Raw genomic sequence first — 14,353 nt, forward strand, 5'->3', positions numbered from 1 at the left:
ACAATAATCAACGCCTAATCACGGTACTTGTTCTTAGACAAACCGTCATCACTTTAAACGCTCAACCAGCCATATCAACAGACAAACGATTCAACTCATCAATAATCGCTTTCGTCTCCTTAGAGTAGATCAACTTATCTTTGGCTCCGATTAACTGAATCATTTTTACTTTACCAGAGAGAACAAGCTGACGAAGCATACGCAGCACCATTTGGCAATCAATAACATGATGCTCATCTAATCGATTCAATGGGATCAATGAAGCAAGATCAATAGAAATCACCAATTGGTCACAGTGCTCAATATAATGATTCAATTGGCTTTTGACTTGGTTTCGTTGCCGAAAATGACATTCTTGATCGGTTAACCAATCGCAACCTAAATCTTCTGCATAATCTAAAGTTTGGCTATTTACTCGCTGGGCATCAATCCCTAAATAGAGTAACCGCGTCTGAGCATAACGAGATAATGCAAAATGATAAGCAGACCCAACTTGACGATCTAAAGTCTGTTTTAATTCAAATTCATGGCCAATATGAATAATCCCGAGTTCGTCATTATCGAGCGCTAACAACGGTAAGGCATTGAGCAACAATTCATGGCAATTGCCCAATATCACCGGAATAGAATGCAAGGTAAAATGATGACTGAGCAAGTCACGAAAACGAGTATCGGCAGGATCATGTAAGACTAAATGACCAGCATCAGCATAGTGGGCATGGATACCTTGTTGATAAAGCCAATCGGCGGCAAATTCTAAACTTTGCTGAGCCAATTCAAATTCTACTTGAGACATTGGCTTTATCTGTTCGCACACAGTACAAAACGTAAAAGCAGACATCGACTGAGGCTCAGGACGACTGAGACGGTAGCGTTTGAATAGACTGAGCATGATGAATTACCTCTCTGGTGGCAACGCTCGCGCGGCCTGTAATACATGTAAAATGATCCGTTGCCGATGGGTCTCGACACGATGAGCCGGTGCCATAACAGAAATCGCCCCGATCAATTTACTCCCTTTCATTACCGGAGCGCTGATCCCAGAAACCCCAGGATCAATTTCAGAGGTGCTCACGGCATAACCATGGCGACGAATTTTCTCTAATTCGATTTGCCATTTTTCCATTTGATGATCTTCACCAAAATAGCGCAGTATTTTTTCACAGCGCTGAGATGGCATAAACGCCAACATCACTTTAGATGAGGCACCTCGAAGCAGGGGTTGACTTTGACCCTGGACGAAGCTGCATCGAAGTGCCTGCATGCTCTCTTTTTGGCTGACACACAAAGCTCGATATCCCACCGGAACCATGTAGGCCGCCATTTCACCAGTCTGTTTCTGTAAACGACTTAGCACCGCTTCCACTGCATCTAAATTATGTTGACTGGTCTCATAACTGTGCATAAGCAGCAGGGCAGCAGGGCCAATAATTAACGTTTTGTCGTGTGGGCTTTCTTCTATTAAGTTCCACTCTTTAAGCAGTTTCAGATGCCGATATAAGCTACTTAGTGGTACTTGCAGCTGATCACTTAACGTTTTAGCCGAAACCGGTTCATGATTGACGGCAACTTGCATCAATAACTGCAGCGATTTCTCATTAACCTGACTGGTTGTTGTTTTTGCTTCATTCATGTTGTTCTTTTTAGCCTTTATTGCTTTATCGCTCAAACTTACATTCTTATATATCGAGAATTCTAAACGATTGAAAGCATTGCTTTCTCAAAATATGGGAAAATTAGATGAAAAAATCGCATTATCTTATCCATTCAATAGTGCAATGAAAGACATATAAGAATCTAGATGTTTAGATGGCTAAATTTGACAAACCCTACTGGAACGATTAGGCTGCGTCTCCTTGTTGTTGATCATTAAAGTTGTTGTTCCATGTCTTCAAACTCATCTACTCCCATTACACCATCGGCGATCGCCTTACTCCCTCTACTCGTGTTTCTTGCACTCTTTATTGGTGTCGGCGCTTATCTCACGTTTCAAGGAGTTGAGTTTGCGTTTTATCAACTCCCCGCCCCTATCGCGATTTTACCTGCCGTGATCATCGCGCTCTTGCTGAGTAAAGAATCTCTGAATAGCGCTATCGAGCAGTTTTTGCGTGGCGTTGGGCACCAAGATATTATTGCGATGTGTATGATTTACTTATTGGCAGGGGCCTTTGCCGCGGTAGCAAAAGCATCTGGTGGGGTTGATGCAACGGTAAATTTGGGGCTGTCAGCCATCCCAAGTGAAATGATTTTACCGGGGATTTTTCTTATTTCGGCCTTTATCGCCACGGCGATGGGCACATCAATGGGTACCATTGCCGCCGTTGCGCCAGTGGCATTAGGCATTGCTCAGTCATCCGGTATGAGCCTCCCATTAACCGCTGGAGTCGTATTGAGCGGTGCAATGTTTGGCGACAACTTATCCATCATCTCAGATACCACCATCGCCGCCACGCGTTCACAAGGCTGTGAAATGCGCGATAAATTTCGTGAAAATATTCGCATTGCTCTCCCCGCCGCTTTTTTCTCATTAATTTTATTCGCGTTTAGCAGTACCGCAACACAAACCCCTGATACTTCTGCTATTGAGTGGTTGAAAGTATTGCCATACATGACGATTTTGGTGCTGGCTATCTCGGGGATCAATGTCTTTGTTGTCTTAACCGTAGGCATTGTATTGGCTGGTAGTGTCGGGCTTTGGCACAGTGATCACTATAGCTTAGCCAATTTTGGACAAGATATTTACCGTGGCTTTGGCAATATGCAGGAGATTTTCTTATTGTCGATGTTGATTGGTGGCTTAAGTGAACTGATGCGTCGCCAAGGAGGACTCGCTTTTTTAACTCAACTGGTGAGCCGTTGGATCCAGCGCTTAGCCAAAAAACAAACTCCAGCAGCGCAAAGTCGCGCTAGTGAGTTAGGTATTGCTGGTTTAGTCGCAATGGTCAATACCTGTACAGCTAACAATACGGTTGCTATCATCGTCTCTGGTGGTATTGCTCGTCAGCTAGCCGAAGAGCATGCAGTGACACCACGTCGTTCGGCAAGTTTGTTGGATATTTTTTCTTGTGTGATGCAAGGTATCCTGCCATATGGGGCACAAGTACTCTTACTTGGATCGATTTTCCAACTCTCTCCCTTGGAGATTGTAGCTCACTCTTATTACTGCTTTTCATTAGCTTTTGCGGCGATTGTGGCGATTTTCTTTACCCGTCCATCCCGTCGTTACTCACAAACGGTAACTCATCAATAAATAAAAGCACACGAACGATAAAACGGCCCCTGAGTCTACACTGAGGGGCCGTTTTAATGACCGATTAGGTCAATGTATGCCTTGCAAAGCGAAGGCGGTAAGCGCCGATTAACTCACTTTAAACGTCGCCACTTTCGCGCTCAGCTCGGCGGCTTGCTGCTTCAATTGATTCGATTGACTTAAGCTATCTTCAGCCCCTTCTACTAACTGCTCAGTCACGTCTTTAATCGCCGTCACATTTTGGGTAATTTCACCCGTAACGTGCGTTTGCTCCTCCGCCGCTGTCGCAATCTGAGTCGCCATGTCACTGATCAAAGCAACCGCAGCATTGATTTCTTCTAATGCATGTGTCGCTTTATCGGCATCATCAACAGAGTTATTCGCCAAACTTGAGCTACTTTCCATCAATGCAACGGCTCGTTTAGTCGTTTCTTGGAGCGTATCAATGGTCGATTTTATCTCTTCGGTTGAGGTATGAGTGCGCTGTGATAATACTCGAACTTCATCAGCAACCACCGCAAAACCTCGCCCTTGATCGCCTGCTCGCGCCGCTTCAATCGCGGCATTTAACGCCAATAGGTTCGTTTGTTCAGCAATGCCTTGAATGGTCGCTAACACGGTGGAGATTTCTTGTGCGTGTTGATTAAGGGCTGAAATAACCGAGCTGGCTTGCGTCACCTCTTTAGCAAGATGATGAATCGACGACTTGGTATTAAGCACTAAAGTACGGCCATTATTGGTGCTGGTGGCTGAATTCTGTGCCGCTTGAGCGGTTTGCTCAGCGTGAGAGGCAATTTCTTGTGTCGCCGATGCCATTTCGGTCACCGCTGTTGCGACCATGGTGACTTCTTGCTGCTGAAGGCTCAATTCAGAAGCCGATTGATTAGCTCGCTGCGCACCATGCTCGGACTGCGCGGTTAATTGCTCGGATTGCTGACGAATATGACCAATCAGTTGTTGTAAGCTTGCTACAAAAGTATTGAAGCTCTCTGCTAATTTTCCTACTTCATCATTGTTTTCAACCTGAATACGTTGGGTTAAATCACCGCTCCCATTGGCGATTTGCTCTAAGGCATGAGAAACGTTATTTAAAGGACGGAACAAAATATTACACAACACATTAAATAAGACCGTACAGACCACGACAACTAAAAAGGTAACCAACAACTGTCCCCAGAGCGCATCAAAGAGAGGAGCAATCAACGATGAATAATTGATAACAATCACCGTACTTAACGCTGTGCCTTCAATCGCACGTGCAAATAGTACATTCTCTTGACCATTGATCATCACTTTACTGTATTGACCAGAGCGCTGTGCCGTTTGAATATCGCGAAAATTCAGTCCCAACTCACTGACATTCTTATTTAATAACTGAGTGTTTGCATGAGTAAAAATATTGCCTTGTTGATTAGCAATAAACATATAACCAGAGCCGGGCAAAATGGTTTGCTTCATGCTATTGAGAATATCGGTGATCTCCACATCGGCGCCAAGCACTAATGTTTGCCCATGTAAATTGATCGCTTTACCAAGAGAAACCACATTGGCTCCGGTCGCAGCGGCGACGGTAGGATTATCCATGAACACGGCATTGGGGTTAGCTTTGGCGTTAATGTACCATCCCCATTGACGAGGATCGTTATTGCCTGGTGGTAATACCACACCATTGGCATTCTGTTGTGAGCCATCCGGATAAGCCAAAAATACATTATCAAAATCGGCGGAGTGCTTAACCTGTTTAAGGTGGGTAACAATCGCCTCTGGTTTCACCTCTTGCGATAAAGAAGTCAGCGCTCGCTCTTTCGAGACCAGCCAATCAGAAACGTATTGATTATAAGAAGAGGTCGCACTTTGCAAACGTTGCTCGATTTCGATATCCAATCGCCCGAGTGCGGCATTAAACGATACGGCTTCAACCAATACGCCACCGACGATGATGGCAATACTGGCTGAGATAGCCAACTTATTCTTTAGTGAAAGGTTTTTAAACATACGCTATCCCCGTTATGACCTTGTCGTGCTTCGTGTGAGAAGCGCTTATTTATTTGTTTTCGGCATCCTGCATTATAATTTTTAGGCTAGAAATAAATGAGAGACTCTCTACGAAATGGTTTATTCGCATCAAAAAATTATAGTTCATGATTGAGAAAGGTTAGCGATTGGGGTCGATTGTGTGAGTGAGGTAAAGAAACTGAGCATCATCTGTCAGGAGATAACGCAAAAAAAGAAACAGGCCCTACCCTAAGGCAAAGCCTGTCAATCTACCGATCAATGTCACTCATTGAGAAGTAATGAGACATTATTGGGTAGCGCAGTCCGCAACACCTATCTCTTTCCATACCCCCCAAGCACCTGACTGAGCGGGATTATCCCCTTGTGTCCACCATTTGGCTTCCCACACTTTACCAGCCCATGTTACTTGGTTGCCACCGACATAAACGGCAGAGGCATTCCATAGATTGTCACATTGATCATTATTGCTGGTCGCTAAAACGATGACTGAAACGGATGCTGAGCTACTCAACTCACCATCACTGACCGTTACCGTAAAGTTAAGCGTGGTATCAACGGAATAAGAACCCGCGGTGAAGCTCAGTTGACTGCCATTGATCTGTACTTCCAGTCCAGTTGGTACTTGCCAATCAAAGCTCAGCGTCTCTTGCTGCGCATCATAAGATGCCGAAGCATCAACCAACACTTGCTCACCAGCTCTCACTTCAGAAGGCGCAGAGACAATCGCAACGGGAGGCGTATTTTCCACACCACCGTCTTCGGCTTTAACGGTAATTTGAACCGTTGCGGAACCACTCGCTCCCTCATTGTCTGTTACGGTTAACTTAAAACGTAAGGTTTCGGTTTGAGTGACTTCACCAATCGAAAAACTCGCCTGAGCTTGATTCGCATCACTGAGTTGCACGGTTGGCCCAGCAATTTGTTCCCAGTAATAGCTGGCAATCGTGCCATCGGTATCTTTGGAAGCGCTGCCATCTAAGGTTACGGTCGCTGGAGCGATAACAGTTTGTGCCATACCTGCATCAGCAATCGGAGCGCGATTAACTGGTGGGTTCGATCCTTGAGCAAGCCCTTCATGCTTGGCATTAAGAATATCGCCGTTATCCGCATCAATTTCCCATGAGAATAAACCGGCTAAACCTAGCTGACGAACATAAGCCCCTTTGGCTTTAATCGAGCGCGGATCGTCAAACGTGACCAATTCCCCTGTGGTGCGATTCCATACCCAAGGAGCTTCGGCTTGGGCATCATAACCGTATTCAAAGCCATTAATCCCTTGGTTATTATCACCAATCATATACGCTTTAAGGCCCTTATAATCAATGACACCATCTTCCCAGACTCCCTGCGCTGTTGAGCCCGTTAATTTGCCGGTCGCAACCCCTGTCATCGGATCGGTAGGATCGGTCAACGAAGCAGGCATCACACCTTGCCAACCTCGACCATACATCGCAGCCCCAAGAACAAGCTTATTGGCTGGTACACCTTGGGCTAGCAATAATTGAATTGCGTTATCCGCGGTGTAAGCAGGGCCTTTATACGGTTCACCGTTTTCATCAATGCCTGTTCCATCACACTGACCTGGGCGCATAAAGTTACCGCAATACAGTGCCGTTTGATGACCAGGGACGTTATTCCAACCACCATAAAAATCGTAGGTCATCGCAAAGATATAATCCATATATTGAATTGCCTGACCATAATCGACTTTTTCTATTTTATCGAAACCGACACCTATCGCAGAAGTGAGCTCGTAAGAACGACCGGTCTCCGCTTCAAGTTCATCCAACATCACTCGTAGCTCTTGCATTAAGGCTATATAAGCCGGTCCATCATTGATCGGATCGCCTAAATCGGGGGCCGCGCCATTGCCACCGGGGAATTCCCAATCAATATCGATACCGTCATAAAACTTCCATGTCTGTAAAAAACGTTTCATCGATGCCACGAACGTATCGCGTTTTGCTTTATCCGTGAAATCATAGAAAGGATCGGATAGCGTCCATCCGCCAACCGATGGCAAGATTTTTAAGTCGGGATAACGCTGCTTGAGTGCCATTAACATCGCATAGTTACCTTTGATCGGCGAACTGTACTGATGTCCTGCTTGAGGAAAACTTTTCTGGTATGCCGCCCAAGGGTCGTGGATCACCACTTCGTAATCAGGTACCCCCTGACAGGCGGTCATCAAGGCATTATAACTATTACCACCGACCGATTTGACCGACTCATTCGGACCACAAATAGGGATAAAACCATACAAGATATGCGTTAAGTTATGGGCAGGAATATTATCCACCGTATAATTACGACCATAAATGCCCCACTCAACGAAATAGGTACCAACGACGGTATCTGGGTCCAATGAATAGGATTTATTATTCGGATCAACGTTCATGGTCAGAGGTTCAAGGTGTGAACCATCGGTATCAGCCAGAATTAACTCTGCTGGCGCACTGGTCGTACACCCAGAATCATCACAGGCTGCAACTTGGAGTTGATAACGGCCACCTTTATCATAGGTGAAGTTGGCGGTGGTTTGACTCCCGCTGATCGGCCCAGAAGCCACTTCCACACCATCAAATAAAATTTTATAAGTATGCCCGCGTTCACCGCTCCATTGATTAAAGGTAATCGAGATCGGCGCTTGTTCACGATATTGCACCATTTGGTGATAGCCCGCGGTCGTTTCCATTGCTAACTGTATTTTAGAAAACTGCAGGTTATTTGATCCATATACATCAATACTTGGCGCGCTTGGCGCTGCAATTACCGTGCTACTTAGCGATAAGGCAAAAGCCATCCCCGCCGAACACAGAATAGTACGCTTCATATCTGTCTCTCTTATGGTTGATTAAACATCTGAGACAGTATTTGATACTTGTGAGCGTTTGAAAAATGGAGTTCCAGAGTTTACGAGGCACAACGAGCAATGAATGGAACACATTCAACGTGTTACATGCTAAAGGCAATCTTCAGCCAAAAAAACGGATTTTCTATCGTATAGAGTAGAAAAACGGCTATTTTGGACTATGCTCGCATCGTTTCATATTGAGGATCGGTGAGCGTATATTGAAGCGAATCGAAAGATGATGTTTTGATGAACGCTCACTGATTGCCGATGTGAAAACTTGCTTTTATCGCGGACAAGCGGCACCCTGACAGTCTTCCCTTCTTCAAGTAATCAATAGGATAAAATAGATGAATGCCATCAAGCCATTATCGTGTCTTTTTGCGATTGTTTTTAGTGCCGCAACCCTAGCTAAAGTCACCATTGATATTCCTGATAGTATTAATATGTTGGTGGTTAATGGAGAGAAACCTGCAGTTTCTGGCGGTTTTTTTTCTGCAAAGAAAACATTAACCTTAGAAGATGGACAGCAACAGATCGTCTTCCGATACCAGCCTTATTTCACACAAGGTAATGATCGTATTCAAGTAGAAAGTGAAGTGATTGTTGCGACTTTTTCTGCGCAAGAGACCAATCTAACCTTTGGTCTACCAACCTACCGTAACGCCGTTGACGCGGAAAACAATATCCGTCATCTGACTTGGTCACTGCAAGATTCTAACGGGCAGTCTGTTGCTCTCCAGCAAGATCGACTGATCAAACCCGGGATGCAAATAGGGCGTAACTATCAACAAGAATTGTTGGAATACAATCGTGCAGGAGGCCCCGCAGCCATCGTCACCACCACTTCAGTCTCCAACAACATAAAAGCCCCACAGGCGATCGATAATACCGCCGAAGAGATGCTGTATTTCTGGTACAACAAGGCTGATGCTGCCACTCAAGAAAAGTTCAAACGCTTTATTAATCAGTAACCATCGCGATATTCGCCCATAATAAAACCCCAAGTATTCAGAGATAAACTTGGGGTTTTATTGTTTTCAACAGCAGAGATGATGAGCGGTGCTGATTAATTCCAGAATAACATCGCAATCGCTGATAAAATCACAATACAAGCGATGTTCAATGCCATCCCAACTCGCATCATTTCACTCTGTTTAATGTGCCCGGTCGCAAACACAATCGCATTCGGTGGCGTTGCCACAGGGAGCATGAAGGCACACGATGCCGCTATCGCAATCAACACCGACAGTATCACGGGTGAAACACCTAAAGCTTCAGCAACACCAGCAAACACCGGAATTAATAACGCGGCACTGGCCGTATTACTGGCAAACTCCGTTAAAAACACCACAAAAGCCGCAATCACGATAATAATCAGTAAAATATTTAACTCTGAAATCATCGAGCTCAGTTCATTGGCCAGAAACACGCTGGTTCCGGTCTGTCTAAGAATATTACTGAGACAGATACCACCACCAAACAGCAGTAATACACCCCAGTCGGCGGTTTTTTCAATATCTTTCCAGTGAACTACTCGTGCAAAACAGACCAGAACAATCGCGCCTAAGGCGACGATCGTATCAAAGCTTTTAAAACCACCGAGAAGTTCATTAACCGGTTTACTGAATATCCACAATGAGACGGTCAAGGCAAAAATGGCCAAAGTCACCACTTTCCCTTTATCCCAACTCACTGTCTCGTGATTGAGCTCGAACTGCCCTTTTAGATCGGGTTTAAGCATCCAATAAAGTAGCAACATAGCAATAGGTAACATGACGATAGTCGTCGGCAAACCAAACTGCATCCACTCAGAGAAGGATAACCCCACTTGAGCGGCGGCAATCGCATTCGGAGGACTACCAACAATCGTTGCAATACCACCGATACTGGCACTATAAGCAATACCTAACAGCACAAATACATAAGTATTATGGCCTTTGTCTTGGTCAACTTTACTTAAAATACCAAGCACTAAAGGTAGCATCATCGCCGCCGTGGCCGTATTACTGATCCACATTGACAGACCAGCCGTGACACCAAACAGCATGAACACCGCGACACTAAAGCGCCCACGTGCCAGTATTAACACTTTATCAGCAATGACTTTATCCAGCCCTTGACGATGCATCGCGGCCGCTAACGCAAATCCGCCTAAAAATAGAAAGATGATCGAGTTAGCAAAACTATTCAGTGCAGCCTGAGTTTCAAATACTCCAAATATCACCGCTAATATCGGCACTAAAATCGCAGTTACCGTGACATGCAATGCTTCGGTTAACCATAGCACAGCGATAAACGCTAAAATGCTCAATCCAAGGACGACATTAGGGGCAAAAGGTAAGGTATTCAGTAGGATAAAAAACAGGGCAATATCCGCTAACACAATCAAGCTGTTGCGGTTGAATAACCATTCTCGGGTATTGTTGGGCAATGGGACATTCTCGTTTCGATTCATTATTATTTTTCCTTATCGGGCCAAACGGCAGCCAATATGATCCCATAGATTCAAACGAGAGGATAATTATTATTGCGAAATTGTTAACCTTATCAAAACTATGGGCAACAATTTAACAGCTTGAAATGAATGCGCTTCTCAGCACGAAAATCATTAACAAAGTTTGCACAACAAAGCGTGACTTAAACAAAGGTTCCCCCTTAGCAAAAGAGAGATTTTATGGATTGGCTATTCTCGCTCTTGCTTATCTATGAAAGAATGAAAACTCTCTCCATTGGAAGGTCCATCATGCAAGCGCTCATCACCCAACTGCAATTTTCAGCCTCCATTACCGGCCCGATTTGTTTAATGTTACTGTTGGGGGTATTACTCAAGCGTGTGCAGTTGATTAACGATAATTTTATTGATGTTGCCTCAAAACTGGTTTTTCAAGTCACACTCCCGGCGATGCTTTTTCTCAGTATTGTCGGAGCCGAGCATGACTTCTCTTCCAGTCTGTCCTTGATTGTTTTTGGGCTCATTGCCAATTTTATTTTTTTCTTGTTTACCTGCTGGATGACTCAGCGACAATTTCATCATCCTCAAGATCAAGGCGTGATCATTCAAGGCGGCTTTCGAGCCAATACCGCAATCATAGGCTTGGCATACGTCGCGAATTTATACGGCAATAGTGGCGTCGCATTAGCCGCAATTTATGTCGCAACAACCACTGTCTTATATAATATTCAAGCGGTGATCGCCTTAACACCAAAAGGCGAAGCTCAAGGCACAAAAGCACTCACAACGATACTCAAAACATTGACGAAGAACCCGTTGATTATCGCTATCCTACTTGGGGTGTTGTGTTATGCGATAGCGCTACCGATCCCTACTATGATCAGCGAAGCAGGACACTATTTTGCCAACATGACTCTGCCTCTTGCTTTGCTCTGCACCGGTGGCTCACTGAATATCCAATCACTAAAAAATGATTCCCGATCGACTTGGTTTGCGACTCGCTACAAACTGCTTTGGTCACCGCTGTTGATCACCAGCGCTGCATTATGGTTTGGCTTTCGGGGTATGGATGTCGGGATTATTCTATTAATGACTGGAGCACCAACCGCTGCCGCAAGCTATGTCATGGCGAGAGCGATGGGAGGAAATGCACCACTCGCTGCAAACATTATCGCCTTAACGACGGTGTTTTCTTTTATCAGTTGTACCTTAGGGATTTTCTTACTCTCAAGCTTGGCGCTTATTTGATGAACGTAATGTAAGGATGTTGAATGAGGCGGATTTTTTGCGAACTGCCTCTCAATTGCAATTTGCAAATGCAATTATGAAACACGACGCTATAAAACTGCGAAAATCAGCCGATTTTGCTGGTTTTGTCACCAAAAAATATTGGCACGGTAATTGTATTGTAATAAGTGACCCTTTTAAGCCGAGGGTCACCTAGCCAACTGACGTTGTTAGTGAATATTTTGTTCACAAATAGATAGCCAGCCGCCCAATTGCGACTGGCTTTTTTTTTTGCTAATTCAGTTTGTAAAATAACGTCGCTAACGGTGGAATACGTAACCGCAGTGATTGTGCTAACCCTTCGCTCGGCACACGATCGCTGTTGACGACCGATAAAACGTCAAAACCACTCCCGCCATATCGCTTTTCATCCGTATTCAAGAGCAATTGATAAGTGGCCGAGACAGGGACACCTAAACGAAACGCTTCGTGCGGTACTGGCGTAAAATTGGTGATCACCAACACGCGCTCACCTGCACTATTGATCCGCTCATGAGCGATAATGCTCGCATCAGCCGCATCTTGTAGACGCCATTCAAACCCTTGAGGATCACAATCCAGTTCGTGCAGCGCGCTGTGTGTACGATACAAGTGGTTCAAATCGCGGACTAAGTTTTGTACCCCTTTATGACGCTCAAACTCCAACAAAAACCATTGCAGTTGATCATCGTGGTTCCACTCCCCCGTTTGTGCGAATTCAGCGCCCATAAAGTTAAGTTTCTTACCTGGTTGACCATACATGTAACCCAAATAGGCACGCATATTCGCAGTTTGCTGCCATTCATCACCGGGCATTTTGTAAATCAATGACTGCTTACCGTACACCACTTCATCGTGTGACAGCGATAAGACATAGTTTTCACTAAAGGCATAAATTAATGGGAAGGTTAAAGTGTTGTGATGATATTTACGATGCACCGGATCTTCTTTGATATAAGAAAGGCTATCGTGCATCCACCCCATATTCCACTTAAAGCCAAAGCCTAACCCCCCAACAAAGGTTGGGGCAGAAACGCCAGGGAAAGCCGTTGACTCTTCAGCAATGGTCATGGCATTAGGGAAATGCTTATACACTTCTTCATTCATCCATTTCAACATCGCAATCGCGTCGTAATTTTCACGTCCCCCATCAACGTTCGGGATCCATTGATCATGGCTACGCGAGTAATCGAGATAAAGCATAGAAGCAACAGCATCGACTCGTATGCCATCAATATGGAACATCTCAAACCAATAGAGCGCGTTAGACACTAAGAAGCGGCGCACATGTTCACGGCCTAAATCATAAATATAGGAATTCCAATCTTGATGCCAGCCACGGCGAGGATCAGGATCGTGATACAGCGGCGTACCATCAAAATTCGCTAACCCATGGGAATCGGATGGAAAATGGGCAGGAACCCAGTCTAGCACCACTCCAATTTGCGCCTGATGGCACTGATCGACAAAATATTTAAAATCATCCGGCGTGCCATAACGACTGGTTGGAGCGAATAACCCTATCGGCTGATATCCCCAAGACCCATAAAAGGGATGCTCAGAAACTGGCATTAACTCTACGTGGGTATAGCCCATATCCACCAGATAAGGTACTAGCTGATCAGCCAATTCACGATAAGTTAAAAAGCGCCCATCTTCACCGCGCTTCCAAGACCCCGGATGCAACTCGTAAAAAGACAGTGCTTGTTTGCGCTTTTCGGAAATGGGGCGCTGTTGCCATTGAGTATCTTGCCATTGATAGCGGCGATGATCGTAAGTCACGGAAGCTAAAGAAGGATACTGCTCAGCATAGCAACCCCATGGATCGGCCTTATGAGGTAAGCCTTCCCCATGAGGACCTTTCAGTTCGAATTTGTATTGTGTTCCTTCGGGTAAATTAGGAATAAATAATCCCCAGATACCATAATCAAGGCGTTGCATCGGATGGCGACGCCCATCCCAGTGGTTAAAAGCACCGATTAAACTGCAAGCTGAAGCATGAGGCGCATAGACTAAAAAACGAGTGCCGCTGATCTGATGTCCATCACGCTCTAAGGTAACAAATTGTGCTCCCATATGATGGTACATCTGCTTGGGCGTATGCAGCTGTTCAAATTCAGCATATAAGGAATGATATTGGTAAGGGTCATCAATGATTTGCTCTGTGCCGGCCCAATCGACCGCCAGCTGGTAATGGGTAAACCGCAGATCATGATCGGATTTAAGAATAAACCCATCGAACTCATCACGCTCTAAGGCGATTCTTGGTTGCCCTTCTAAGAGCAGCTCAACCTTATCTGCATTAGGAAGCCATACCCGCAGTGCCCCTTGCTCTTGTGGAAGATAAGGGCCAAGAAAGGCAAAGGGATCGGCACACGCAGCATGCAATAATTGTTGATAGGTCTGCTGTAACTTAACGATTTTTTTCAGCGGTTTCTTTTTTACGGGGTTCAATATACTTACTCCTAACCAAGACTCTCAAAAGGAAAAATGCCCGCTAAGTGCGGGCTTGCTA

Annotated in this window: 9 protein-coding genes; 3 read left to right on the forward strand and 6 right to left on the reverse strand. The window is 45.0% G+C overall.

Features of this window, described 5'->3' with window-relative positions; translation table 11 throughout:
- Positions 1 to 61: 61 nt before the first annotated feature.
- Both VIB_RS13760 and VIB_RS13765 read right to left on the reverse strand, forming a co-directional pair.
- Positions 62 to 892, reverse strand: coding sequence for an arginase family protein (locus tag VIB_RS13760; RefSeq protein ID WP_004396814.1), 831 nt, complete (start codon positions 890 to 892; stop codon positions 62 to 64).
- Between the two features lie 6 nt (positions 893 to 898).
- Positions 899 to 1,633, reverse strand: a complete 735-nt coding sequence (locus VIB_RS13765) for an IclR family transcriptional regulator (RefSeq protein WP_004396815.1) — start codon at positions 1,631 to 1,633, stop codon at positions 899 to 901.
- Between the two features lie 252 nt (positions 1,634 to 1,885).
- On the opposite strand from VIB_RS13765, the gene VIB_RS13770 reads away from it, so the two are divergent.
- Positions 1,886 to 3,250 carry a Na+/H+ antiporter NhaC family protein gene (locus tag VIB_RS13770; protein WP_004396816.1) on the forward strand — a complete coding sequence of 455 codons (1,365 nt, stop codon included), beginning with the start codon at positions 1,886 to 1,888 and terminating at the stop codon, positions 3,248 to 3,250.
- 108 nt (positions 3,251 to 3,358) lie between these two features.
- Here VIB_RS13770 and VIB_RS13775 read toward each other — a convergent pair whose 3' ends face one another.
- On the reverse strand, positions 3,359 to 5,245 hold the full coding sequence (locus VIB_RS13775) for a methyl-accepting chemotaxis protein (RefSeq protein ID WP_004396817.1): 1,887 nt from the start codon (positions 5,243 to 5,245) through the stop codon (positions 3,359 to 3,361).
- Positions 5,246 to 5,552: 307 nt separating this feature from the next.
- A complete protein-coding gene (locus VIB_RS13780) occupies positions 5,553 to 8,099 on the reverse strand; it encodes a glycosyl hydrolase family 18 protein (RefSeq protein ID WP_004396818.1) in 2,547 nt (848 codons plus the stop codon).
- A gap of 368 nt (positions 8,100 to 8,467) precedes the next feature.
- Here VIB_RS13780 and VIB_RS13785 point away from each other — a divergent pair, with 368 nt between their 5' ends.
- Positions 8,468 to 9,091, forward strand: coding sequence for a DUF2057 family protein (locus VIB_RS13785; protein ID WP_004396819.1), 624 nt, complete (start codon positions 8,468 to 8,470; stop codon positions 9,089 to 9,091).
- 95 nt (positions 9,092 to 9,186) lie between these two features.
- On the opposite strand, the gene VIB_RS13790 is transcribed toward VIB_RS13785, so the two are convergent.
- Entirely contained in the window at positions 9,187 to 10,575 is a 1,389-nt protein-coding gene (locus tag VIB_RS13790) for an SLC13 family permease (protein ID WP_004396820.1), read from the reverse strand.
- Between the two features lie 288 nt (positions 10,576 to 10,863).
- Here VIB_RS13790 and VIB_RS13795 point away from each other — a divergent pair, with 288 nt between their 5' ends.
- Positions 10,864 to 11,820 (forward strand): AEC family transporter, encoded by a 957-nt coding sequence (locus tag VIB_RS13795; RefSeq protein WP_040905186.1) that lies wholly within the window; start codon positions 10,864 to 10,866, stop codon positions 11,818 to 11,820.
- A 273-nt stretch (positions 11,821 to 12,093) separates the two neighbouring features.
- On the opposite strand, the gene glgB is transcribed toward VIB_RS13795, so the two are convergent.
- A complete protein-coding gene (gene glgB / locus VIB_RS13805; protein ID WP_004396822.1) occupies positions 12,094 to 14,292 on the reverse strand; it encodes a 1,4-alpha-glucan branching protein GlgB in 2,199 nt (732 codons plus the stop codon).
- Between the last annotated feature and the right edge of the window lie 61 nt (positions 14,293 to 14,353).

This window comes from Vibrio metschnikovii CIP 69.14 (genome assembly GCF_000176155.1).
GTDB classification, from domain to species: domain Bacteria; phylum Pseudomonadota; class Gammaproteobacteria; order Enterobacterales; family Vibrionaceae; genus Vibrio; species Vibrio metschnikovii.